Source organism: Janibacter alkaliphilus, from assembly GCF_013408565.1.
GTDB classification, from domain to species: domain Bacteria; phylum Actinomycetota; class Actinomycetes; order Actinomycetales; family Dermatophilaceae; genus Janibacter; species Janibacter alkaliphilus.
Map to the genome: position 1 here is coordinate 1,522,529 of NZ_JACBZX010000001.1, position 24,082 is coordinate 1,546,610.

The following is a 24,082-nucleotide window of genomic DNA, read 5'->3' on the forward strand; positions in this document are numbered from 1 at the left end:
GCCCGCCCGTAGGATCGCGCCATGGCAGTGCCCCCGACCGGTGAGCAGTGGACCCTCCGTCACGGCGGGGCCGAGGCGGTCGTCGTCGAGTGCGGGGGCGGGCTGCGCTCGCTCACCGTGGGCGGCCACGAGCTGGTCGCCGGCTACCCCGGCGACGCGATGCCCTCCTCCGGCCGGGGCCAGCTGCTCGTCCCCTGGCCCAACCGCATCCGGGACGGGCGCTACCCCTTCGCCGGTCAGGAGCACGAGCTGCCGGTCACCGAGCGGGCCACCGGCACGGCCAGCCACGGGCTGGTGCGCTGGGAGTCCTTCACCGCCGCCGAGCGGGACGAGGACCGGGTGGTGCTGCGGCACACGATCCACCCGCGGCCCGGCTACCCGCACAGCATCGAGGTGCGGGTCGACTGGAGCCTGGAGGCGACCGGGCTGCGCTGCGCCAGCACCCTGACCAACACCGGGGCGGCGCCGGCCCCCGTGGGCTACGGCGCGCACCCCTACCTGGCGCTGAGCGCCATCCCGGCCGCCGACGCGCGCCTGACGGTGCCGGCCGAGGAGGTCGTGCTCGTCGACCCGGGCACCAAGACCCCCGTGCGCACCGCTCCGGTCGGCGGCACCCCCTTCGACCTGCGTCACGGTCCGCGGCTCGGCGACGTCGACCTCGAGGTCCTCGACCACGCCTTCACCGGCCTCGCCCGCGGCGACGACGGCTGCTGGACGGTGACCCTGGAGACACCCGCCGGCGCGATCGCGGTCTGGGGCGACGAGGCGATGGGCTGGGTCCAGGTCTTCACCGGCAAGAGCGACCCGCACGGGCTGCCGGCCGGCCAGCCGCCGGGGGTGGCGATCGAGCCGCTCTCCTGCCCGGCCGACGCCTTCCGCAGCGGGGACGGTCTCGTCGTGCTCGACCCGGGCGGCTCCTGGCGCGGCCAGTGGGGCATCGAGCTCGTCCCGGGCGGCGGTGGCTCGCCCCGCGCCACGGCCACGGGTTAGCCTGGGGCGAGGGGACGCCAGCCCGCCCTGCGCGGCGCGCCCCGACACGACATCCATCCGACATTCTTCCGACGAGGTGCACGGTGCCCACTGGCAAGGTCAAGTGGTACGACGCCGAGAAGGGCTTCGGCTTCATCTCCGGCGACGACGGCGAGGACGTCTTCCTCCACGCGAACGCGCTGCCGTCGGGGACCAGCACGCTCAAGGGCGGCACCCGCGTCGAGTTCGGTGTCGTCGAGGGGCGCCGCGGCGCCCAGGCGCTGCAGGTCCAGGTCCTCGAGCCGGCGCCGAGCGTCGTCTCCAACCGGCGTGAGCGCGACCGCAAGCCGGCCGAGGACATGGTCGGCATCGTCGAGGACGTCATCAAGCTGCTCGACGGGGTCTCCGGCGGGCTGCGCCGCGGGCGCTACCCGGACCGCGCGCAGGGTGCCAAGATCGCCCAGGTGCTGCGCCGCGTGGCCGACGACATGGAGGCCTGAGATGGCGACGAAGACCGAGCGGCGACCGAAGTCCGACGCCGTGCTCTCCGGGGCCGGTGAGCTGGCCCGGGCCGCGCTGGTCGAGGCGACCGGCGGCGAAGGGGTGGGCGAGCACGCCGGCTTCACCCTGGACGCCGAGCGGGTCGGCACCCACTGGTTCGCCGCCACCCTGCCTGGCTATCGCGGCTGGCACTGGGCGGTCACCGTGGCGCGGGCCCCCAGGGCGAAGTCGGCCACCGTCAGCGAGACCCAGCTGCTGCCCGGCGACGACGCGCTGCGCTCGCCCGAGTGGCTGCCCTGGTCGCAGCGCCTGGCTCCCGGCGACGTCGGTCCCGGGGACGTCACCCCGAAGGTCGAGGACGACCCCAACCTCGAGGCCGGCTACGAGGCCACCGGCGAGGAGGACGTCGACGCCGTCGCGCTCTGGGAGCTCGGCCTGGGTCGCCCTCGGGTGCTCTCCGCCGAGGGGCGCGAGCGGGCCGCGCAGCGCTGGTACGACGGCGAGCACGGCCCCACCGCCCCGGTCGCGGTCAAGGCCGGCGCCTCCTGCGAGACCTGCGGCTACTTCGCCCCGATGGCCGGCATCATGCGCCGCAGCTTCGGGGTGTGCTTCAGCGAGTGGAGCCCGAGCGACGGCAGCGTCGTCAGCCGCGACCACGGCTGCGGCGCGCACTCCGAGCTGGACATCCCCGAGCCGGAGCCCGAGCAGGTTACCGACCCGATCCTCGACGAGACGGTGCTCACCGAGCTCTGACGCGCCGGGCGCGGGGCCGGGTGCAGTCTCGACCGGTCACGTGACGCACCGTCGTCGCGGCCGGAGTCAGCCCTCGTCGCGCCGACCGGAGCGCCGCTGGCGCACCTGCTCGACCCGCTCCTGGGCGGCCTCCACCTTCTCCGCGGCGGCCGGCGGCACCGAGACCGGGTCGTTCGCCTCGGCGGCGTTGCCGCGGCCGCGGCGCAGGTAGACCCAGCCCAGGACCCCCAGCGCGAGGCCGCTGACGCAGGCCCACGGCCACCAGCCGCGCTCGCCCTCGTGCCATGAGGGCACCAGCAGCACCAGCAGCAGGGCGATCGCCCACAGCCCCAGCCCGGCCAGCACGATCCGGTCCGAGCGCACGGCCAGGGTCAGCGCCCCCGGGCGGGGCGCGTCCTGGGGCGGGGTCGGGCTCACCGGACCAGGGTACGGCGCGGACAGGGTGCGCACCGATCCACCTGGGGCCCTACGCTGCTCGCCATGTCCTCGGCTCCCGCCACCTCCACCGGCCCCGCCGGCTCGACCGGCATCGACCGCTTCTTCAAGATCACCGAGCGTGGCTCGACCGTCGGCCGCGAGGTGCGCGGCGGGCTGGTCACCTTCTTCACGATGGCCTACATCGTCGTGCTCAACCCGCTGATCATCGGCACCCAGCCCGACTCCACCGGCGGCTTCCTCGGCGGCGGCGACGGGCCGAACCTGGCGATGGTCGCGGCCTGCACGGCGCTGGTCGCCGGGGCGCTGACCCTGCTCATGGGCGTCGCCGCGAACTACCCGCTGGCGATGGCCACCGGGCTCGGGCTGAACGCCTTCGTCGCCTTCAGCATCGCCGCGCTGCCCGAGATGACCTGGGCCGACGCCATGGGCATCGTCGTGCTCGAGGGCCTGATCATCCTCGTGCTCGTGCTCACCGGCTTCCGCAAGGCGGTGCTCGGCGCGGTGCCGCCGCAGCTGAAGACCGCGATCAGCGTCGGCATCGGGCTCTTCATCACCATCGTCGGCCTCGTCGACGCCGGCTTCGTGCGCAAGTCCGAGGGCGGCGTGCTCGGCGAGCTCGGCGTCGGCGGCGTCATCGCCGGCTGGCCGCTGCTGGTCTTCATCATCGGGCTCTTCGTCATCGTCACCCTGCACGTGCGCGGGGTGAAGGGGGCGATCCTCTACGGCATCCTCACCACGACCGTGCTGGCGATCGTCGTCGAGGCGGTCTTCTCGATCGGCGGCCAGACCAACGAGGCGGGCGAGCTGGTCAACCCCACCGGCTGGGGACTGAACATCCCGCGCCTGCCGGACGCCGTCGTCGCCGCCCCGGACTTCTCCATGCTCGGCGAGTTCAGCCTGCTGGGGTCCTTCTCCAAGATCGGCGCCGTGGCCGCGGTGCTGCTCGTCTTCAGCCTCATGCTCGCCGACTTCTTCGACACCATGGGCACGATGGTCGCCATCGGCGGCGAGGCCGGCCTGCTCGACGAGGAGGGCAACCCGCCGAACAGCCAGCGGATCCTCGTCGTCGACTCCGTCGGCGCGATCGCCGGCGGTGCGGCCGGGGTGTCCAGCAACACCGCCTACATCGAGTCCGCCTCCGGCGTCGGCGAGGGTGCCCGCACCGGGCTCGCCTCGGTGGTCACCGGGGTGCTCTTCCTGCTGGCCACCTTCCTCAGCCCGCTGGTCGCGGTGGTGCCCTACGAGGCGGCTACCCCGGCGCTGGTGCTCGTCGGCTTCCTCATGATGCAGCAGGTCACCCAGATCGACTGGGACGACCTGGAGATCGCCATCCCAGCCTTCCTGACGATGGTGCTGATGCCCTTCACCTACTCGATCACCGTGGGCATCGGCGCCGGCTTCGTCACCTACGTGCTCATCAAGGTGGTCCGCGGCAAGGCGGCCGCGGTGCACCCGCTGATGTGGCTGGTCGCGGTGCTCTTCGTCGCCTACTTCGCCATCGAGCCGATCCGCGAGGTGCTCGGGGTCGGCTGACCTGGGCGGAGGTCAGCCCTGCTCGCGGCCAGGGTCGCTCGTGCCGTTCCCGGTCCGGGCCCGGGGAATAGCGGGGGCGTCCCGCGGGGTTCGGAAGAGGTGACGAAGGGAGCAGGATGAGCCTGGTGGCGGCCGGATGAGCCCCACCTTCGCCTCCCTGCACGTGCGCAACTACCGCATCTGGGCGGCCGGCGCGATCGTCTCCAACGTCGGCACCTGGATGGGCCGGGTCGCCCAGGACTGGGTGGTGCTCACCGAGCTCACCGACCACTCCGCGACCGCGCTCGGCATCGTCACCGGGCTGCAGTTCCTGCCGATGCTGCTGCTCGCCCCGTGGACCGGCGCGATCGCCGACCGGGTGCCCAAGCGCCGGCTGCTGCTGGCCACCCAGGCCACCCTCGGGCTGGCCGCCCTCATCGGCGGTCTCCTCGTGGTCACCGGCGCCGCCGAGCTGTGGCACTTCTACGGCATCGCGCTGCTGACCGGGGTGGCCACCGCGCTCGACAACCCGGCCCGGCAGACCTTCGTCGGCGAGATGGTGCCCGCGGACCGGCTGCCCAACGCGGTCGCGCTCAACAGCGCCTCCTTCAACCTCGGCCGGCTCGTCGGCCCCGGCGTCGCCGGGGTGATCATCGGCGTCGCCGGCTCGGGGCCGGCGCTGCTGCTCAACGCGGTCACCTTCGTCGCGGTCATGGGGTCGCTGCTGGCGATGCGCGCCGCCGAGCTGACCCCGGCCCCGCGCACGGCCGGCCGCGGCTCGGCGCGCGAGGGGCTGAGCTACGTGCGGCACCGGCCCGACCTGCAGCTGGTGCTCGTGCTCATCTTCGTTCTCGGCACCTTCGGGATGAACTTCCAGCTGACCATCGCGCTCATGGCCACCCAGGTCTACGGGCGCGGCGCCGAGGAGTACGGGCTGCTCGGGTCGGTGATGGCGGTCGGCTCGCTCTCCGCGGCGCTGCTGGCGGCTCGGCGCAACGAGCCGCGGCTGCGGGTGCTGCTGGTGGCGCTGGTGGGTTTCGTGCTCGCCGCGACCGCCGCCGCGCTGGCTCCGACCTACCTCGTCTTCGCCGTGGCGCTGGCCGCCTGCGGGCTCACCGCGCTCACCGCGATGACCACCGCGAACGCCATGGTGCAGATGCGCACCGCGCCGGAGATGCGCGGGCGGGTGATGGCGCTCTACATGGCGATCTTCCTCGGCGGGACCCCCGTCGGGGCGCCGGTCATCGGGTGGATCGGCGACGTGCTCGGGCCGCGCTGGACCATCGGCGTCGGCGCGCTCGCGGTCGGGATCACGCTGGTGGTGGTGTCCATCTGGCTCGCCAGGCACGAGAATGTCCAGGTGAGCTACGAGTCCCAGCGCCGCCCCCGGGTGCGGATCGCCGCCGTCCCGACCCACGACGTGCCGCAGGCCGCGCGATGACGCCGCGGGTGCGCCGGATCACCACCTGGCTGGTGCTCGTGTCGCTGCTGGTCGTCGCGGCGATGGCCGCGCTGGGGTGACGGCGGGCCGGATGGAAGGATGGTCGGGTGAGCCAGCCCGTGCCTGAGATCGACATCCCCGCCGAGCTCCGTCCTCGGGACGGCCGCTTCGGCTCCGGCCCCTCCAAGGTGCGGCCCGAGCAGGTGGCCGCCCTGCAGCGGCACGCCACGACGCTGCTGGGTACCTCGCACCGGCAGGCGCCGGTGCTCGAGCTCGTCGCCGAGGTGCGACGGGGGCTGGCCGAGCTCTTCGCGCTGCCCGAGGGGTACGAGGTAGTCCTCGGCAACGGCGGCACCACCGCCTTCTGGGACGTCGCCGCCCTCGGGCTGGTGCGCGGGCGGGCGCAGCACCTGGTCTTCGGCGAGTTCGGCGGCAAGTTCGCCGACGCCACCGGGCGGGCGCCCTTCCTCGACGCGCCGGACGTGCGGCGGGCCGAGCCGGGGTCGCTGGTCGCGCCCGAGGCCGCGGACGTGGATGTCTACGCCTGGCCGCACAACGAGACCTCGACCGGCGTGATGGCGCCGGTGACGCGCCCGGCGGGCGTCGAGGACGACGCGCTGGTGCTCGTCGACGCGACCTCGGCGGCCGGCGGTCTGGGCGTGGACGTGTCGGCCACGGACGCCTACTACTTCGCGCCGCAGAAGTCCTTCGCCTCGGACGGCGGGCTGTGGTTCGCGCTGCTCTCGCCGCGGGCGCTGGCCCGGGCCGACGAGATCGGGGCGAGCGATCGGTGGGTGCCGGAGTTCCTCTCGCTGACCTCGGCGATCGCCGCCTCGCGCAAGGAGCAGACGATCAACACCCCGGCCCTGGCCACCCTGGTGCTCATGGCTGAGCAGCTGCGCTGGCTGCTTGCCGAGGGCGGGCTGGAGGGCGCCGCCCGGCGGACCGCGGACAGCTCCGGCCGGGTATACGCCTGGGCGGAGGCCAGCGAGCTGGCGACCCCCTTCGTCACCGACCCGGACGCCCGCAGCCACGTCGTGGCGACGGTGGACCTGGTCGAGGAGATCGACGCGGCGGCGGTCGCGGCCACCCTGCGCGCCAACGGGATCGTCGACGTCGAGCCCTACCGCAAGCTCGGCCGCAACCAGCTACGGATCGCGACCTTCCCGGCGATCGACCCGGACGACGTCAGCGCCCTGCTGGCCTGCATCGACCACGTCATCCCCCGCCTCTGACCCCACCCACTCTCTGATCCCCAACCCCCTAGGCAGCTGGATGCGCTCACCTTGCACGGTGAGGGTCTGGGACGAAGGTGAGCGTCTGTCGCCTGGTCGTCGGCTCAGGCCGCGCGGCGGGCCCGCGCGACCGCCGACCGGACGCGGGCGTCGAGCTGCTGAGGATCGTCCAGGTCGTCCGACACGACACGGACGAACTGCCAGCCGATCTCGCGCAGGTCGTCCTCGCGCGACTTCTCCTCCAGCAGCACCGCGCCGTTGGTGTACTTGAGGCGTCCGTCGTACTCGATGGCCACCCTCTCGCCCTCGACGCCCAGGTCGATGCGGCGGGCACGACCGTTGACGACCACGGGCACCTGCGGGACCAGCCGCCAGCCGCGCACCCGGAGGGCGTCGTGGGTAAGTGTCTCGCCGGGCGACTCGTGGCGGGGGTCGAGGAGCGGCAGCGCCTCCCTGGCGGTCTCGACGCCGCGGCGCCCCCGGCGCCTCTCCAGCGCGTGTCCCAGCTGGTCACGGGTGCACGCTCCGGCGCGGAGGGCGTGGTCGCCGGCCACCAGCATCGCCGCGCGACCGCTCGTCATCCCGGTCCCGACCACGGCGGCCGCCACCGGGACGGTCGCGACAGTCACGCCGAGGTCTGCGAGCTGAACAGCCTCCGGGGAGTCGACCAGCTCCCCGATGTGCATGCCCCCACGCGTGCGGCCGTGGGTCGCGCGCGGCCTCGCGAGCTCCACGGTGTCGAGGCGGGCGCGGGACAGCGGCAGCCCGTGGACGAGGGCGGCGGAGTGCGCGTTCGCGGCGACTGTGTCGTCGACCAGGCGGAGGGCGGCGACCGTCCTCAGCAGGTGGAGCTCGTCGGCCTCGGCCTGCACCCGTGTGGAGTACCAGCCTCGGGTCAGCCGGATGAGGTGACCCCGCCGCACGAGGGTCTGCAGGTCGGTGTCCGAGAGGCGGCCGTCGAGGCGTGCCTGCTCCCGGCTGAAGAGGGGCGCGTCGCCGAGGTCGGGGAGCGAGATCAGGGGTCTGGTCATCGCTGCATGCTGTCGAACGACGACCCAGCCCCCGCCGAGTTATCCACAGCGTCGAGCGCGGACGAGCCCCCGGACGTCGCCTGGACGCCGGGGGCTCATCGAGCTGAAGAGGCACAGACGCTCACCTTCGCCCCAGACCCTCACCGTGCAAGGTGAGGGCATCCAGCTGCCTAGGCAGTTGGGGATTCGGGACCGGCGCGCACAGGGCGGGGGTGGGAGGTGGGGGGGCGTCAGGAGGGGGAGGGGGCGCGGTAGCCGGCGACGTCGCTGAGCGGGCGGGGGCCCGGGCCGACGTAGCGGGCGGAGGGGCGGATGAGCCGGCCCGTGCGCTTCTGCTCCAGCACGTGCGCCGACCAGCCGGCGGTGCGGGCGCAGGCGAAGAGAGGGGTCATCATCTCGCCCGGCACCTCGGCGAAGTCGAGCAGCACCGCGGCCCAGTAGTCGACGTTGGTCTCCATCGTCCGGTCCGGGTAGCGCTCGGCGAGCTCGGCGATCGCCGCCTTCTCCAGCTCCAGGGCCACCTCGTAGCGCGGCGCACCGAGCCGCTCGCAGGTGTCCCGCAGCACCGCGGCCCGCGGGTCGTAGGCCCGGTAGACCCGGTGCCCGAAGCCCATGAGCCGCTCCTTGCGGTCCAGCGCCTCCTTGACGTACCGGGTGGCGTCGCCGGTGCGCTCGACCCCTTCGATCATGTGCTGCGCGCGCGACGGGGCGCCGCCGTGCAGCGGGCCGGAGAGCGCGCCGATCGCCCCGGAGAGGCAGGCGGCCGCGTCCGCGCCGGTGGAGGCGATGACCCGGGAGGTGAAGGTGGAGGCGTTCATCCCGTGCTCGGCGGCGGAGATGAAGTAGGCGTCGATGGCCTCGACGTGCGCCGGGTCCGGCTCGCCGCGCCAGCGGATCATGAAACGGTCGACGATCGTCCGGCCCTCGTCCACCCGCGACTGCGGCACCATCGGGCTGTCCTGCCCGTGCGCCGACTGGGCGACGAAGGACAGCGCCATGACCGAGGCCCGGGCCAGGTCGTCGCGCACCTGCTGCTCGTCGATGTCCAGCAGGGGCCGGAAGCCCCACACCGGCGCCAGCTGCGCCAGCGCCGACTGGGCGTCGACCCGGATGTCCCCGGTGTGCACCGGCAGCGGGAAGGGCTCCGCGGGCGGCAGCCCGGGGTCGAAGCCGTTGTCCACCAGCAGGCCCCACACCTGACCGAAGCTCACCCGACCGACCAGGTCGTTGATGTCGACGCCGCGGTAGCGCAGGTTGCCGCCGGCCTTGTCCGGCTCGGCGATCTCCGACTCGAAGGCGATGACGCCCTCCAGCCCCGGCCTGAAGTCGTCGGACATGTGGCGGATCCTCCTGTGGATCGAGCGACGGTGATCAGCGCCCAGTGTCGCACGAGGGCGGACGTGCCTGGATCGCCTCGACTACCGGCCGGTAACCTCGTGCCGGATACCGACGAAGGGGGCGGCCGTGGCGGACCGACGGGCCGGCTACCTGCCTGCGCTGGACGGGGTGCGCGGCCTGCTCATGCTGCTCTTCATGGCCTACCACCTGGGGGCGAGCCAGCTGCAGGGCGCGTGGATCGGGATCAACCTCTTCTTCATACTCTCCGCCTTCCTCATCGTCCGGCTCCTGGTGATCGAGCACGACCGACACGGCGACATCGACGTGCTCGGCTTCTACCGGCGTCGTGCCCGGCGGCTGCTGCCCGCCCTGCTCCTCGTGCTCGCCGCGGTCTCGGTGTGGTGGGGGCTGCTCGGCGAGGGGGAGGTTCGGCGCCGGCTCGGCGGCGACGTGCTGGCCACCCTGGGCTACGTCATCAACTGGCGGCTCATCGCCCAGAGCGACGAGTACTTCGGCGACCGGGCGGGGGCCTCGCCGCTGCGGCACGCCTGGAGCCTGGCGATCGAGGAGCAGTTCTACCTGCTCGTGCCGCTGCTGGTCATCGCGCTGCTGATGCTGCTGGGCCGCCGCCGGCTCGTGGCGGTGGCGGTGCTGGCCGCCGCGACCGTGCTGGCCACCCTCTGGACCGCCAGCGTGGCCGGCGACCCGGGTACCGGCTTCGCCCGGCTCTACTACGGCACCGACACCCGGGCCCAGTCCCTCCTCCTGGGTGCAGCGCTGGGCCTGTGGTCGGCGCCGCGGGCCGGCCGTCGACCGATCCGGTCGCTGCCGGGCGGGCTGCTCCTGGCCATGGGTGCGGTCGGGCTGATCGTCACCCTGGTCGGCCTGGTCGTCATCTCGCCGGAGGCGCCGTGGATGTACCAGCGCGGCGGGATCCTGCTGCTCGGGCTGGCGGCGGCGGCGCTGGTCCTCGCCTGCGCCGACGACCGGGGAAGCCCGCTCACCCGGGCCCTCGGCTGGGGCCCGCTGGCGCACACCGGGCGGCTCGCCTACGGCCTCTACCTGTGGCACTGGCCGGTCGCGCTGATCCTGCTCGACCTGCTCGGCAGCGACGGCCCGGTCAACATCGTGCTCGGCACCGCCGTGAGCTATCTGCTGGCGCACCTGTCCTACACCTACGTGGAGCGTCCGGTCATCGCTCGTGGGGTCCGCGGCCTGCTGCCCACGCGTCGACCGGCCCTCGTTGGGGCGCTGCCGGTGGCCGCGGTGACGGCGGTCGGGCTGGTGCTGGTCGGCACGGCGCCGGCGAGCCCGGCCGAGCAACCCGTGGCACCGGCCCGTGACCTCGTCGCCGGGCAGCCGGAGCACCGGCCCGGTCAGCCGTCGCGGATCGCGGTCCGGGGGGACTCGGTGCCGTACTACCTCGCCCGGGACTTCTCGGCCTCGGCTGCCGAAGGGGTGCAGATCGACAATCTCGCCGCGACCGGCTGCGACCTGCTGCCGGAGCCGGCGGTGGTCACCGAGGACCTGCTGCTGCGGGACGAGGATGCCTGCGCCCGCCTGCGGGAGACCTGGCCGACCACCTTCGAGGAGCGGGGAGACCAGGTGCTGCTCCTCTTCGGCTCGCCGCTGCTGATCCTGCCGCACCGGATCGACGGCGAGACGATCGGGCTGGACGACCCGGCCTACCGGCGCGCGATCACCGATCGTCTGGACACGCTGAGGGAGCAGGCGTACGCCGCCGGGGCCGAGCAGGTACAGCTGGTGAACCTGCCCTGCCGCCGGTCGATCCCGCAGGGGCTGCCGGCCGAGATGCGTGACGCGCTGGAGGAGAACGCGGAGTTCCGCGCCGAGTACCAGGACCCGGTCCAGGTCAACGCGATCCTGGAGGACTGGGCGGACCGGTACGACGACGTGGCCCTGCTCGACCTGGACGGCGCGCTGTGCGCCGACGGACCGCGCGAGCAGGTCGGGGGGCAGACCGTCTACGGCGACGACCTGCACTTCTCGGAGGAGATCACCCCGACCGTGTGGCGCTGGCTGCTGGGTCAGGTCAGCCAGGAGTACGCGGCTCGGGAGCGGTGAGGGCGCCTCAGGTCTGGGCGAACTGCCAGGCGGCAACGACCTGTGGGGCCAGCCAGGTCCAGACCAACCGGGCCCCCTCGTTCGAGTAGTGCAGCCGGTCCGAGTAGATCTCGGCCCCGTTGATGGTCGCGCGATAGCCCTCGCTGCACAGGGCCGCATCGAGGTCCAGCACCGCAACGGTCACCGGTCCCGACCCGGCGTTGACCTCGGTGGCCCAGTCGCGCAGGACCCGGTTGGTGGGCTCCGGGTCGATCCTGATCGCGTCCACCTCGGCGCCGTCACGGACGCCGGCCGGCTCGTCCTTGCAGACCGCGTTGACGACCTGGAGCTGCCTGGCCCCCGACGCCTCGGTCTGCTCGAGCAGCGCATCCATCGCCCGGCGGATCTGCCGGTCGTGGCCGGGTGTCCCCGGAGTGAGGGTGCGGCCGTCGACCACCAGCGGCTCGGTGAGCGCCGACTCGACCGGGCTCAGCACGACGTCGGTCCCGGAGCGGCTGACCTCCTCGGGCCACCGCTCTCGCCAGGCGGCGCACGAGTCGCCCTCCGGGATCCGTCCGCCCCCCTGGAAGACGAAGGTCAGGGGAACCGGGTTGCACGAGCCCCGCTGGGTGTAGCCGTCGACCACCAGTCCCGGATAGTCGTCGTCGAAGCCGTCCCGCAGGGACTGGGCGACCGAGCTGCCGACGACCGCCACCCGGAGCTCGTCGTCGGGCGGCGAGTAGGTCTGGGCGCCCGGCAGCGGTCGACCGTCCCAGTCACCGTCGATCGCCGGGCTCCACACCGTGGCGAAGCCCAGGGAGACCGCGGCGACGGCTGCGGCGACGGTCGCCGGGACGAGCCGACGACCAGGCAGCCCCGGGAGCAGGGCGCCGAAGCCCCGCTGCAGGATCGGGAGCTCCACGTAGCGGTAGGACAGCAGCGCGACCGCCCAGGTGACGGCCAGCTGGACGAGGATCGAGACCGGGAGCGGCAGGCCGTCGAGGGGGAGCCACATCGCGATCGGCCAGTGGTAGAGGTACAGGCCGTAGCTGATCCGTCCGAGGTGGACGAAGGGCGCCGCCCCGATGACTCGGTGGATGGTCAGCGAGCGGGTGTCGCCAGCGGCCAGGCACATCCCTCCGGCGAGCACGGAGAAGGCGAGGATCCCGCCCGACTCGTAGACCCACCGGTCTGCCTCCCCGACGAGCACGATCGATGCCGCGACCCCACCGACGCCGAGCCATCCGAGGAGGTCCATCGTCCTGCGGCCCAGCTGCGGAGGCTGGTCACGGCGGTCGCCGCGGGTGAAGAGCGCGGCGGCCGCCAGTCCCACGAGGAAGGCCTGGGCCCGTACGTCGGTCCCGTAGTAGAGCCGCGACCCCGTGGCTCCGTCGCGGGCCAGCCAGGCCGCCCAGAGGGCGCTCCCCAGGGCGGCGGCGACGAGGAGCGCCGTCCTGGCCCTGCGTCCGCGCAGCAGCATCAGTCCGGTGATGAGCAGGGGGAGGAGCAGGTAGACCTGCTCCTCCACCCCGAGCGTCCACAGATGCCGCAGCGGACTGGGGTCGGCGAAGAAGTTGACGTACTGGTCGTCCCTGGCGACCAGCCGCCAGTTGAGCCAGAAGGTCATCGCGGCGAACGAGTCGCCGGCGATCTGCGGCCGGTCGCCCTCCTCGACCACCAGCGTCCGCAGCATGATCACGCCCACGACCATGGTCAGGGCGGGCAGGATCCGGCGGGCTCGGCGCAGGTAGAAGCCGGCCGCATCGACGGCGCCGCGGCGCTGTCGCTGGGTGATGAGGATGCCCCCGAGCAGGAAGCCGGTGAGCACGAAGAAGGTGTTGATCCCGACCCAGCCGCCGGCCAGCCAGGTGACGCCGAAGTGGTACATCATCACCAGCAGCACGAAGAGGCCCCGGCAGCCGTCGAGGCCGGGACGGTAGCTCGCCCCGTGGCGCTGCTCGCCGGTGCTCACCGCAGCCCGCAGCCACCCGGGGACCACGGCGCGCCGCGCAGCAGGTCTCGCAGCGGGCACGCGCTCTCCTCGTGGCTCGGCGGTGAGTCGGACCTGCGCAGGTTACTAGGCAGTCATGGCCGATCCCGTCGTCCGCGCCGCACCGGGCCCTCGAGCCCCGGGCCTTCGAGCTCCGGGCGCTCAGCCGGCCGGCGCGACCCAGGTGTGCGCCGCACGGGCGAGGACCTGGCCCCCTTCGGCCAGCAGCGCGGTCCCGCAGTACCGCTTGCGCCCCTCGCTGCCGGTCGCCCACCCCATGACCACCAGCTGCTCGCCGGCCGGGATCTCGCGATCGATCCGGGCGGTCATCGTGCCCAGCAGGATCGGGTCACCGTCGGCCATGCCGATGGCGAAGGCGCCCGGGCAGTCCAGCGCCGCCCACACGGCCGGGGTGGTCGGCTCGGTGAGCAGCACCGAGGAGGCCACGACCTGCTTGCGTCCCGTGACCGGCCCGGGGAAGATCCGCAGCCCGTCCTCGCGGTCGCTGCCGCACACGTAGCACCCGGGAAGGGGTGGCTCGCGTGGTCGAAGTCGCAGGCGGCCAGGTCGGCCTCGACGAGGCTCACCGGCTCGGGGAGCTCCAGCCCGGTCGGCCCGTCGTCGGCCGCCGCGGTGGCGATGAGGTCCTCGCCGTCCCGCATCTCCGCGGTGCGTCCGTCGTCGCTCAGCACCACCTCTAGGTCGCGGTCCAGCGGGCACGGCGCGGAGAGCCGCACCGTGCCGGTGCCCCCGACCTGCGCGACCAGCGAGCCGGCCACCCATCCTCCGTTGCCGGTCCCGGGCGGTCCGCAGTGGCGAGCATCGATGATCGCGGGCGCGAGCCTACGCGTCGGGCGCGCACCGGTGGAGAGCAGCGAGGATCGTGGTCGGCTGTGCTCCATCCCTGCCTTCGGCGAAGGGCGTGACCCCGAGATCTCTGGGCCGGGCGCGGCGACCGTCCGAGAGGTACAGCACGGGGGACCGCGCCGCCCTTCGCGGTCACGGGTGGGGACGAGATCCCGGGTGACGTGACAATGGCCCCGATGACCGATCGGACCGGGGCGGATGCCCCCTTCGCCTGGCGGCGGATCGCGGTGCCCGCCTACGGCCCGTCCTTGCTCAACGGGGCGGCGGTCGGCGCGGTCATGCCGGTGGCCGCGCTGCGGGCGGCCGACCTGGGAGCCTCGGTCGGCCAGGCCGCCTTCGTCGTCGCGCTGCTCGGTGTCGGGCAGCTGCTCGGGGCCCTGCCCAGCGGCGCGCTGGTCGCCCGGGTGGGGGAGCGGCGCGCGCTCATCGGGGCCGGGGTGCTCGACGTGCTCGCCCTGCTCGTCGCCGGGTGGGCCGGCACGCTGTGGCTCATGGGGCTGGCGCTGCTCGCCTCCGGCCTGGCCAGCGCCACCTTCTTCCTCGCCCGCCAGGGCTTCATGATCGACCTGCTGCCCCCGCAGCGGCTGGCCCGGGGGATGTCGCTGCTCGGCGGCGCGATGCGCACCGGCCAGCTGCTGGGGCCGGCGGTCGGCGCCGGGGCGGTGGCCGTGCTCGGGGTGCAGGGCGCCTACGGGGTCGCGGTGGCCTTCGCCCTCGGCTCGCTGCTCGTGGTGGTCACCACCCCGGACATCACCCGTGAGCAGGAGGCCGCCCGCTCCGCCCAGCAGCGCAGCGGGGTGCTGCGGGTCGCCCGCCGGCACGCCCGGCTGCTGCTCACCCAGGGGCTCGGCGTCATGGTCATCTCCGCGCTGCGGCACGCGCGGCTGGTGATCCTGCCGCTGTGGGCGCTTCACCTGGGCCTGGACGGGGTGGACAGCTCGGTGATCTTCGCGGTCGCCGGCGCCGCCGAGCTCGTCCTCGTCTACCCGGGCGGCTGGCTGATGGACCGCCTCGGCCGGGTCTGGGTGGTGGCACCGCTCATGCTCGTGCTCAGCGCCGGCTACCTGCTGCTGCCGCTGGCCGGCTCCTTCGCCGGTCTGCTGGCGGTCGCGCTGGTGATGGCCCTGGGCAACGGCCTGGGCTCGGGGATCGTCATGACGCTGGGCGCGGACGCCGCCCCGGAGCGGGACCGGGGGCAGTTCCTCGGGGCCTGGCGCTTCTGCGGCGAGGTCGGCAACGCCGGCGGCACGCTGGGCCTGAGCGCCGTCACCGCGGTGCTCTCGCTGCCCGCCGCGGCCCTGGCCCTCGGGGCCTGCGGGCTGCTCGGCTGGGCCTGGACGACCCTGTGGGTGAGCCGCAGCGACCGGCACCGGGCCACGTCGTCGGCGGGACAGGGCATGATGGTCCCGTGAAGGATCTGGTCGACACCACAGAGATGTACCTCCGGACGATCTTCGAGCTCGACGAAGAGGGCATCGCGCCGATGCGTGCCCGCATCGCCGAGCGCCTCGGGCACTCCGGTCCGACGGTCTCGCAGACCGTCGCCCGGATGGAGCGCGACGGGCTGCTGCGGGTCGGTGACGACCGGCACCTCGTGCTCTCCGAGGAGGGACGGCAGCTGGCCACCCGGGTGATGCGCAAGCACCGCCTGGCCGAGCGGCTGCTCGTCGACGTCATCGGCCTGGAGTGGGAGTTCGTCCACGACGAGGCCTGCCGGTGGGAGCACGTGATGTCCGACCGGGTCGAGCTGAAGATCGTCGAGCTGCTCGACGAGCACCACGAGTCCCCCTACGGCACCCCGATCCCGGGACTGGACGACCTGCTCGGCGAGGCACCCAGCGGCGAGACCTTCCTCGAGGGGCTGCGCAGCCTCGCCCAGGTCGTCGACGAGACCGACGGCGACGAGGCGGTCGGCTGCCGGGTGCGCCGCATCGGCGAGCCGGCCCAGGTCGACGGCGAGGCGCTGGCGCTGCTGCGCGAGGCTCGGCTGCGCCCCGGCGAGCCGGTCGACGTCCGAGGCGACGGCGACCGGGTGCTGGTGACCCGGCCCGGCGGCGACGACGGGGTCTCGCTGCCGCGCGAGGTCGCCGAGCACGTCTTCGTCGAGCCGCTGACGGCCGACGCCTGATCCACGTCACGCCTGACCGGCCGTCGCGGCACCACGCGACGGTCGGTCAGCGAGGGTCGGTCAGCCCGACCTGCGCCCGGGGTTCGGGCCGCGCTCCTCGGCACGACGACGGGCGCTCGCCAGCTCGTCGTGCACGAGCAGGTCGGAGTCGATCCCGGTCTGCGCCCGGTGCGTCGCCCGGCCCAGCAGGTGCGCGGCCATCGGCGCGGTCAGCGCCTGCGCGCCGAGCACGATGAGCAGCGTGGCCACCGCGGACCAGGTCCGCAGGATGAGCGCCAGCCCGACGAGCACGAGCAGCAGCCCGAGGGTCTGCGGCTTCGTCGCCGCGTGCATCCGGGTGTAGAGGTCCGGCAGCCGGACCAGGCCGATCGCGCCGATCAGCGCCAGCGCCGCGCCGACGACGAGCACCACCCCGCCGATCACGTCGAGCACCTCGGTCATCGCTCGTCCTCCCGCCGCGCCATGTACCGGGCCACCGACACCGAGCCGACGAAGCCGGTGAGGCTCACCACGACGAGGATCGGCAGCGACGCCGCGTCCCCGCTGCGGGCGACGTAGACCGCCGCGGCCGAGGTGACCAGCACCGCCAGCACGTCCAGCGCCAGCGCCCGGTCGAGGTTCGTCGGCCCGCGGTAGATCCGCACCAGGGTCAGCGCGGCAGCCACCGCCAGCAGCCCGGCGGCCACGCCCAGCAGCGCGGTCATCGTGTCCCCCCTGTCGTCATCGCTCCCCGGTCGTCGTGACCCCCGGCGCACGCGGCGATCTCCTGCTCGTTGCCGACCGCGCGGACCACCGAGCGCTCCACCGACAGCACCTTCTCCCGGGCGCGCTCCCGGGCGTCGTCGTCGCCGGCCCCGAGGACGTGCACGAAGAGCACCCCGGCGGTGCGTCGCGCCTCGATGACGGTCGAGCCCGGCTCCAGCCCGACGACCGTGGCGACCAGGGTCAGGTAGAGCTCGGAGCCGGTGCGCAGCGGCACCTCGATCACCGAGCTCGGTGGCAGCGGCCCGGGCCGCAGCACCACCCAGGCGACCTCCACCGAGGAGCGCACCAGGTAGAGGAGGAAGCGCCCGACCAGCGCGAGCAGCGGCAGCGGGTGCAGCCGACCCCGGTAGCCGATCGCCGGCAGCGGGAAGAGCCGGGTGATGACCACCCCGAGGATCAGCCCGTTGACGACGTTGCCCAGGCTCAGCCGGTCCCACAGCAGCACCCAGACCAGCGCCACCAGCAGCACGGCCCGGGGCTGCCAGCCGCCGCGGCGGGCCAGCGGCCGGAGGAGGCGGGCGCGGGCCATCACCGGACCTCCTCGGGCAGCACGACCTCGAGGTAGCTGCCCCGGGAGGTCATCTGCCAGGCGGCCGAGTCGGTGTACTCGAAGAGCGGCCCGCCGGCCAGCGAGAGCACCACGCTGAGCACCACCACCGCCGTGGTCGCGCCGAGCATGAGCCGGGGGATCCGCCCGTCCGACCCGTCCTCGTCCTCCGCCGGGCGCACCGGCGCCTCCCGGGCGGCGAGCACGCCGTGCCCGACGGCGTCGCTGAGCCGGCCGAGGCTGGGCTCGATGATGCCGGTGGGGATGACCGAGGCCTCGCCCTGCTCCTGCGGAGCCGGTCGCCAGAAGGCGGCGCTCCACGCCTTCGTCACCGCGTAGAGGGTGAGGATGCTCGTGACGATCGACCCGGCGACGAGGGTCCAGGCGACCGCCCCGCCGTCGGCGACGCCGGCCTGGATCAGCCCGGTCTTGGCGACGAAGCCGGAGAAGGGCGGGATCCCGGCGAGGTTCATCGCGGGCACGAAGAAGAGCACCGCGAGCAGCGCCGAGCGGGAGGCCAGCCCACCGAGCCGGTCCAGCACGGTGGAGCCGCCGACGCGCTCGATCAGCCCGGAGACGAGGAAGAGCGCGGTCTGCACGGTGATGTGGTGGGCGATGTAGAAGATCGCTGCGGACAGCCCGGCCTCGCTGCCCAGCCCGACGCCGAAGAGCATGAAGCCGATGTGGCTGACCAGGGTGAAGGACAGCATCCGCTTGATGCCGGACTGGGCGACCGCGCCGAGGATGCCGGTGACCATCGTCGCCAGCCCGAGGACCATGAGCAGGTCGCCGAGGTCGGAGCCGGGGAAGAGCAGGGTCTCGGTCCGCAGGATGGCGTAGATGCCGACCTTCGTCAGCAGCCCGGCGAAGACCGCGCTCACCGGCGCCGGCGCCGAGGGGTAGCTGTCCGGCAGCCACGCCGACATCGGGAAGATCGCCGCCTTGATCCCGAAGACGATGAGCAGGCTGAGCTGCAGCGCCAGCGCGACCGTGCCGTCGATCTCCGGCAGCCGCAGCGCCAGCTGGGCGAGGTTGACCGTGCCGGTGGCTGCGTAGACCGCGGCGATGGTCACGAGGAAGAGCATCGAGGAGACGACGCTGACGATGACGTAGGTGGTCCCCGCCCGGATCCGTGGCCCCTGACCGCCCAGGGTGAGCAGCACGAAGGAGGAGAAGAGCAGCATCTCGAAGCTGACGAAGAGGTTGAAGAGGTCGCCGGCGAGGAAGGCGTTGGACACCCCCGCCGAGAGCACCAGGTAGGTGGGGAAGTAGATCGCCAGCGGGCTGTCCTCGTCGCCGTCGCTGACGCCCTGGCCGATGGCGTAGACGAGCACGAGCAGGCAGACCGCGCTGGAGACGAGCAGCATGAGCGCCGAGAGCCGGTCGGCGACGAGGACGATGCCCAGCGGCTCGTCCCACGCCCCCAGCCACAGCGCCTGCGGGCCCTGCTCGTGGGTGACCAGCATGAGCGCCACCGCGGTCACCACCTGGGCGACGAGCACGGTGAAGGCGACCGTCCGCTGCAGCATCGCGTGCCGGCGCAGGGCCAGGGTGAGGGCGGCGCCGAGCAGCGGCAGCAGCACGGGCAGGGGCAGCAGGTCGCTCATGCGCTCGCGTCCTCCTCCTGCGCGCTGGTGGTCGAGGTGGTGTCGTCGTCGAAGGTCGAGGAGACCTCGTCCCGCCCGGCCATCCGGCGGATCACCTCGTCCTCGGCGTCGTCGGGCACGTCGTCGCTGCCGGTCAGCCGCCACTGCCGATAGGCCAGGGAGAGCACGAAGGCGACCGATGCCAGCGAGATGACGATCGCGGTGAGCACCATCGCCTGGGGCAGCGCGTCGCTCATCTCGGCCGCCGGGCGGGCGCCGACGAAGGCGGCTCCGCCGGCCGGTCCGGAGGCGACCAGGTAGAGCACCCCGACCCCGTTGCTGAGCAGCACGATGCCGAGGATCACCCGGGTCAGGGCACGCTCCAGCACGAGGTGGACCCCGCAGGCGACGAGCACCGCGGCGACCACCACGAGGGTGAGGTTGACGCTCATCGGGCGGCCTCCTGCTCGCGCTCGTCGATCTCCCGGTGGGCGTCGATCCCGCCGCCGAGGGAGCGCACGATGTCCAGGGCCAGGCCGACGACGACGAGGTAGACCCCGATGTCGAAGACCAGGGCGCTGACCACCTTCACGTCAGCGTAGACCGGCAGCCACACCTCGAGCACGCTCGACTCCAGGACCGCGCCGCCGAGCAGCAGCGGTGCCACGGCGGCCAGCACCGAGATCGCCAGCCCGCCGCCGAGCAGCAGACCGGCGTCCACCGGCGCCGCCCGGTCCAGCTCGAAACGGCCGCCGGCGAGGTAGCGCACCAGCAGCGCCAGCCCGGCGGTCAGCCCGCCGGCGAAGCCGCCGCCGACTTGGTTGTGCCCGGCGAGCACGAGGTAGAGGGAGAGCGCGATCATCACGTGGAAGAGCAGCCGGGTGACCGTCTCGAGGATCACCGAGCGGCGGGCCGGGGCGAGCGGGTTGCGCTCGGCCGCGGCGACGGCGGCCGCCCGGCGCTGGCTGGGCCGGGCGGGGGTGTCCCGCATCCGCACGAAGACCAGCGAGGCCACCCCGGTGGCGGCCGCGACGACCACCGAGATCTCGCCGAGGGTGTCCCAGGCGCGGATGTCGACGAGGGTGACGTTGACGACGTTCTGCCCGTGGCCGAAGTCGTAGGCCTCCTGCGGGAAGCGCTGCGAGACCGGGGCGGCGGTGCGGGCCGAGGCCGAGACGAGCAGCAGCACCCCGGTCACCGCACCCGCGGCGGCGGCCAGCAGCGCCCGCCAGGAGCGGCTGATCGGCAGCGGCCGGCGCGGCACCTGGGCAGGCAGGTTGCGCAGCACGAGGACGAGCACCACGAGCGAGACGGTCTCGACGAGCACCTGGGTCAGGGCCAGGTCGGGGGCGCCGTGGACGAGGAAGAGCAGCGCGACCCCGTAGCCGGTGACCCCGACGAGCACCGCGGTCTGCAGCCGGTCCCGGGCCCGGGTGGCCAGCAGCGCGGCCACGACGACGACCACGCCGATGGCCAGCTGGCCGGGCTCGTCCCAGAGGTGCACCTGTGCGCCGGGCAGCGCGGTCAGGGCGACCAGCCCGGGGCCGAGGATGACGACGACGAGGATGGTGCCCAGGTGCCCCGGCAGGGAGCCGCGCTGGGCGACCGCGGTGGTCTCGACGGCGAGGCGGTCGAGGTTGCGGATGAGGTGGGTGTAGCCGGACTCGGCGTCGACCAGCGCCGGCACCCGCTGCTGCGCCTGGCCGACGAGGTCGCGGGCGGCGAAGAGGAGCAGCCCGGCGGCGACTGCCAGCGCGGACAGCCCCAGCGCCGGGGTCAGCCCGTGCCACAGCGCCAGGTGCTCCGGCTCGGCGCCGCCGAGGGTGGCGACGTAGCCGGCGAAGGCCTCGGTGAGCAGCGGCCCGGCGAACCCGCCGAGGAGACCGAGGGCGGCCAGCACGGCGGGCCCGACCTGGATGGCGGTGGGCGCGGCGAAGCCGGTGACGATCGGGTCGCCGGCGACGGTGCGCTCCGGCCCGAGGGCGCCCCAGAGGAAGCGCGCGGTGTAGGCGACGGTGAGCATCGCCCCGAGGGTCAGGCCGGCGGTGAGCACCCAGCCCCACAGCGCCGGGTCGCCGCCGTCACCGAGGCCGGACACTGAGCCGTGGCCGCCGGTGGCGGCGTCCAGCCCAGCCGCCAGCGCCGACTCCTTCGCCACGAAGCCGAGCAGCGGCGGCAGCCCGGCCATCGACGCCCCGGCGAGCACCGCGGTCGCGGTCAGCAGCGGGGCGCGACGACCGAGCCCGGAGAGCTGGTGCATGTCTCGGGTGCCGGTGGCCTTGTCGATGATGCCGACGACGAGGAAGAGCGCGGACTTGAAGAGCGCGTGCGCCACGAGCAGGGCGAGCGCGGCCTGGGCGGCGGCCGTGGTGCCCAGCCCGGCGACCGCGGTGAGCATGCCGAGCTGGCTGACCGTGCCGAAGGCGAGCAGCAGCTTGATGTCGTGCTGGCGCAGCGCCCGCCAGCCGCCGAGCAGCATCGTCCACACCCCGAGGCCGATGGTCAGCGCCCGCCATCCGGGGGTGGCCGCGGCGATCGGCGCGAGCAGCGCGACGAGGTAGACCCCGGCCTTGACCATCGAGGCGGCGTGCAGGTAGGCGCTGACCGGGGTGGGGGCGGCCATCGCGCCGGGCAGCCAGAAGTGGAAGGGGATCTGCGCCGACTTCGTCAGGGCGCCGAGCAGCACGAGAAGCACGGCGGTGGTGGTCAGCGCGCCGGGAGCCGGGGGGTCGGCGAGCAGCCGGCTGATCGTGTAGCTGCTGCTCTCGCCGAGGATGACCAGCCCGACGAGCATGGCCAGGCCGCCGAGGGTGGTGACCAGCAGCGCCTGGGTGGCGGCGCGTCGGTTGGCCGAGCGGACCGGGTTGTGCCCGATGAGCAGATAGCTGGTGACGCTGGTCAGCTCCCAGAAGACGTAGAGCGCCAGCAGGTTGTCGGCCAGGACGAGCCCGAGCATGGCCCCGGCGAAGGCGGTGAAGACGCTGGTGAAGCGCCACAGGCTGCGGTCGGTCGCCGAGAAGTACCACGCGGAGTAGGCGAGCACGACGCTGCCGACGCCGGTGACGACGAGGGCGAGCACGAGCTGCAGCGCGCCCAGGCGCAGGTCCAGCGCAAGGTCGAGGGAGGGCACCCAGGCGACGCGCTGGTCGACCGGGTCGCCGTCGAGGACGGCCGGGGCCTGGGTGAGCAGCCAGGCGAAGGAGGCGGCCGGGACGAGCGCGAGGGCGAGGAAGGTGCGCCGGTCGAGCACCCGCACCAGCGCCGGCGCCGCCCCCGCTGCCACGAGGTGGAGCAGCAGGAGCGCGGTCACGTGGTCCTTCCGGGAGTGGGGCCGTCGGCGGGCCGGACCTGCCCGATCCTATCTCCCGGCGCGGGGAGCGCTCAGGTCTGGCTCAGCAGCTGGTCCACCGGGGCGTGGTCGTCGGTGAGCACCTCGGCCGAGCGCGTCAGATCGGCGACCTCGGCCGCGCTCATCCGCTGCATCGGCGAGTCCTGCTCGGCCAGCCCTGCGTCGATCGCCGTGTCGTCCAGCGGCTCCTGGGAGGCGAGCAGCACGAAGTTGCCGCCGTCGGTGTCCTCGGCCTCGTGGTAGACCGCGACCTCGGCGAAGACCGCCTGCATCGTCACCACCTCGGCGGCGAGGAACTCCCGCTCGCCGTGGTCGATGAGGTTGAGCATGGCCGCGCCGCCGGGGCGCAGCACCCGGTCCACCTGGGCGTAGGTCTCCCGGGTGGTCAGGTGCCACGGCACGGCCACCCCGCCGAAGGCGTCCCCGACGTAGACGTCCTGGCTGTCGGTGCCGGTCCGCGCCAGCGCCACCCGCCCGTCGGCCTGCTCCACCTGCAGCCGCGGCGAGCGCGGCAGGTCGAGCTCGTCCCGGGCGATGTCGATGACCCCCGGGTCGATCTCGACGACGGTGCTGCGGCTCTCCGGCCGGGTGGCCAGCAGGTAGCGCGGCAGGGTCATCGCGCCGCCGCCGACGTGCAGCACGTCGCTGCCGCTGCCGGTCGGTGCGGCCGCCGCCATGAGCCCGGCGAAGGTGCGCACGTAGCCGAACTCGAGATAGGTGGGGTCGTCGAGGTCGACGTGGCTGTGGTGCAGCGTGTCCAGCACCAGGGTGCGCCCGGCGGGCCGGTCGTCGTCGGCGACCACCGAGGCGCAGTGGTATCGGGTCTCGACGTCGCAGGGGTCCGGGGCGAGCACCCCGGTGGTTCCGGCGACGAGCGCCAGCACCAGCGAGGCCCCGGTCCCGGCGGACACCTCGTCCTCGCCCCGGCCGGTCCAGGCGAGGACGACGCCGCCGAGGACGAGCAGCAGCCCGGTGACGAGCAGGATGATGCTTGTCGGCACCAGCGCCACGAGCACGAAGCCGGTGATGAAGGTGGCCACGATGGCGCCGATGGTGCCGACCGCGGACAGCCGGCCCACGGTCGCCCCGGTCTCGTGCAGCGACGCCAGCTGCAGCTTGACGACCATCGGCGGCACCGCGGAGAGCACCGCGGCCGGGGCGAAGACGCAGATCGCTGCCAGCACCAGCGCCATCCCGGCGGCCGAGGCCGGGTCGCTGCTCGCCGCGAACCAGCGCACCGCCGGGGTGATCGCCATGGTCAGCGCCCCGCCGAGGACGAGCAGCGGGCCGATGAGCGGGCGTGGCGGCCGCTCGTCGGCGGTCACCCCACCGAGCCACGCGCCGAGGGCGATGGCCGCCAGCGCGAGACCGATGACCGCGGTGTTGGTCTCCATGGTGATCCCCACGTAGGGGGCGATGAGCCGCAGCGAGGTGATCTCCAGGACGAGCACGGCCGCCGAGGAGCCGAAGGTCACCGCGGTCGCGACGGTGGGGTGCAACGGGCGGCTCGCCGGCGGGGCGTCCGCGGGCGGGGTGGTGGAGGCGGTGGGCGGGTCGGTCGAGGCCAC

Annotated in this window: 21 protein-coding genes; 9 read left to right on the forward strand and 12 right to left on the reverse strand. The window is 73.8% G+C overall.

The genetic code is table 11. The annotated features are described in order from the left end of the window. The first annotated feature begins 21 nt into the window (after window positions 1-21). From BJY28_RS07405 to BJY28_RS07415, 3 genes are all read left to right on the forward strand, one after another. On the forward strand, window positions 22-990 hold the full coding sequence (locus BJY28_RS07405) for an aldose 1-epimerase family protein (protein ID WP_179462444.1): 969 nt from the start codon (window positions 22-24) through the stop codon (window positions 988-990). A gap of 83 nt (window positions 991-1,073) precedes the next feature. Beyond that, window positions 1,074-1,469, forward strand: coding sequence for a cold shock domain-containing protein (locus tag BJY28_RS16605; protein ID WP_179462445.1), 396 nt, complete (start codon window positions 1,074-1,076; stop codon window positions 1,467-1,469). A gap of 1 nt (window position 1,470) precedes the next feature. Then, window positions 1,471-2,223 (forward strand): DUF3027 domain-containing protein, encoded by a 753-nt coding sequence (locus BJY28_RS07415; RefSeq protein WP_179462446.1) that lies wholly within the window; start codon window positions 1,471-1,473, stop codon window positions 2,221-2,223. A 66-nt stretch (window positions 2,224-2,289) separates the two neighbouring features. Here the strand turns inward: BJY28_RS07415 and BJY28_RS07420 are convergent, their stop codons facing one another. Continuing rightward, window positions 2,290-2,640, reverse strand: coding sequence for a DUF2530 domain-containing protein (locus BJY28_RS07420; RefSeq protein WP_179462447.1), 351 nt, complete (start codon window positions 2,638-2,640; stop codon window positions 2,290-2,292). A gap of 63 nt (window positions 2,641-2,703) precedes the next feature. Here BJY28_RS07420 and BJY28_RS07425 point away from each other — a divergent pair, with 63 nt between their 5' ends. The 3 genes from BJY28_RS07425 to serC all read left to right on the forward strand — a co-directional run bounded on the left by BJY28_RS07425 (window position 2,704) and on the right by serC (window position 6,849). After that, window positions 2,704-4,194 carry an NCS2 family permease gene (locus BJY28_RS07425; protein WP_179462448.1) on the forward strand — a complete coding sequence of 497 codons (1,491 nt, stop codon included), beginning with the start codon at window positions 2,704-2,706 and terminating at the stop codon, window positions 4,192-4,194. 136 nt (window positions 4,195-4,330) lie between these two features. Next, complete coding sequence (locus tag BJY28_RS07430) at window positions 4,331-5,614, forward strand: MFS transporter (protein WP_179462449.1); 1,284 nt, start codon at window positions 4,331-4,333, stop codon at window positions 5,612-5,614. Window positions 5,615-5,721: 107 nt separating this feature from the next. Beyond that, window positions 5,722-6,849: a phosphoserine transaminase gene (serC, locus tag BJY28_RS07435; RefSeq protein WP_179462450.1), complete on the forward strand. Its 1,128-nt coding sequence runs from the start codon at window positions 5,722-5,724 to the stop codon at window positions 6,847-6,849. A 104-nt stretch (window positions 6,850-6,953) separates the two neighbouring features. Here the strand turns inward: serC and BJY28_RS07440 are convergent, their stop codons facing one another. Both BJY28_RS07440 and BJY28_RS07445 read right to left on the reverse strand, forming a co-directional pair. Continuing rightward, window positions 6,954-7,880 carry a hypothetical protein gene (locus tag BJY28_RS07440; RefSeq protein WP_179462451.1) on the reverse strand — a complete coding sequence of 309 codons (927 nt, stop codon included), beginning with the start codon at window positions 7,878-7,880 and terminating at the stop codon, window positions 6,954-6,956. A gap of 230 nt (window positions 7,881-8,110) precedes the next feature. Beyond that, window positions 8,111-9,217 carry a citrate synthase 2 gene (locus BJY28_RS07445; protein ID WP_179462452.1) on the reverse strand — a complete coding sequence of 369 codons (1,107 nt, stop codon included), beginning with the start codon at window positions 9,215-9,217 and terminating at the stop codon, window positions 8,111-8,113. A gap of 127 nt (window positions 9,218-9,344) precedes the next feature. Between BJY28_RS07445 and BJY28_RS07450 the strand changes: the two genes are divergently transcribed. Continuing rightward, on the forward strand, window positions 9,345-11,303 hold the full coding sequence (locus BJY28_RS07450) for an acyltransferase family protein (protein WP_179462453.1): 1,959 nt from the start codon (window positions 9,345-9,347) through the stop codon (window positions 11,301-11,303). Between the two features lie 7 nt (window positions 11,304-11,310). On the opposite strand, the gene BJY28_RS07455 is transcribed toward BJY28_RS07450, so the two are convergent. Next, window positions 11,311-13,314 carry an acyltransferase family protein gene (locus BJY28_RS07455; RefSeq protein WP_179462454.1) on the reverse strand — a complete coding sequence of 668 codons (2,004 nt, stop codon included), beginning with the start codon at window positions 13,312-13,314 and terminating at the stop codon, window positions 11,311-11,313. A gap of 120 nt (window positions 13,315-13,434) precedes the next feature. After that, window positions 13,435-13,788: a hotdog family protein gene (locus BJY28_RS07460; protein WP_179462455.1), complete on the reverse strand. Its 354-nt coding sequence runs from the start codon at window positions 13,786-13,788 to the stop codon at window positions 13,435-13,437. A 527-nt stretch (window positions 13,789-14,315) separates the two neighbouring features. On the opposite strand from BJY28_RS07460, the gene BJY28_RS07465 reads away from it, so the two are divergent. Both BJY28_RS07465 and BJY28_RS07470 read left to right on the forward strand, forming a co-directional pair. Next, window positions 14,316-15,551, forward strand: a complete 1,236-nt coding sequence (locus BJY28_RS07465; protein ID WP_179462456.1) for an MFS transporter — start codon at window positions 14,316-14,318, stop codon at window positions 15,549-15,551. Continuing rightward, window positions 15,548-16,267, forward strand: a complete 720-nt coding sequence (locus BJY28_RS07470; protein WP_179462457.1) for an iron-dependent transcriptional repressor DtxR — start codon at window positions 15,548-15,550, stop codon at window positions 16,265-16,267. The genes BJY28_RS07465 and BJY28_RS07470 overlap by 4 nt, the downstream gene beginning before the upstream one ends. A 60-nt stretch (window positions 16,268-16,327) precedes the next feature. Here the strand turns inward: BJY28_RS07470 and mnhG are convergent, their stop codons facing one another. The 7 genes from mnhG to BJY28_RS07505 all read right to left on the reverse strand — a co-directional run bounded on the left by mnhG (window position 16,328) and on the right by BJY28_RS07505 (window position 24,082). Then, window positions 16,328-16,708 (reverse strand): monovalent cation/H(+) antiporter subunit G, encoded by a 381-nt coding sequence (mnhG, locus tag BJY28_RS07475; RefSeq protein ID WP_179462458.1) that lies wholly within the window; start codon window positions 16,706-16,708, stop codon window positions 16,328-16,330. Continuing rightward, window positions 16,705-16,971: an MrpF/PhaF family protein gene (locus tag BJY28_RS07480; protein WP_179462459.1), complete on the reverse strand. Its 267-nt coding sequence runs from the start codon at window positions 16,969-16,971 to the stop codon at window positions 16,705-16,707. Before BJY28_RS07480 ends, mnhG begins: the two co-directional genes overlap by 4 nt. Continuing rightward, the gene (locus tag BJY28_RS07485) at window positions 16,968-17,561 is read right to left on the reverse strand and encodes a Na+/H+ antiporter subunit E (protein ID WP_179462460.1); all 594 of its coding nucleotides are present in this window, start codon (window positions 17,559-17,561) and stop codon (window positions 16,968-16,970) included. Before BJY28_RS07485 ends, BJY28_RS07480 begins: the two co-directional genes overlap by 4 nt. Further along, complete coding sequence (locus tag BJY28_RS07490; protein ID WP_179462461.1) at window positions 17,561-19,186, reverse strand: Na+/H+ antiporter subunit D; 1,626 nt, start codon at window positions 19,184-19,186, stop codon at window positions 17,561-17,563. Before BJY28_RS07490 ends, BJY28_RS07485 begins: the two co-directional genes overlap by 1 nt. Continuing rightward, the gene (locus tag BJY28_RS07495) at window positions 19,183-19,617 is read right to left on the reverse strand and encodes a Na(+)/H(+) antiporter subunit C (RefSeq protein WP_179462462.1); all 435 of its coding nucleotides are present in this window, start codon (window positions 19,615-19,617) and stop codon (window positions 19,183-19,185) included. Before BJY28_RS07495 ends, BJY28_RS07490 begins: the two co-directional genes overlap by 4 nt. Then, a complete protein-coding gene (locus BJY28_RS07500; RefSeq protein WP_179462463.1) occupies window positions 19,614-22,475 on the reverse strand; it encodes a Na+/H+ antiporter subunit A in 2,862 nt (953 codons plus the stop codon). Before BJY28_RS07500 ends, BJY28_RS07495 begins: the two co-directional genes overlap by 4 nt. A gap of 71 nt (window positions 22,476-22,546) precedes the next feature. Continuing rightward, the gene (locus BJY28_RS07505; protein ID WP_179462464.1) at window positions 22,547-24,082 is read right to left on the reverse strand and encodes a fused MFS/spermidine synthase; all 1,536 of its coding nucleotides are present in this window, start codon (window positions 24,080-24,082) and stop codon (window positions 22,547-22,549) included.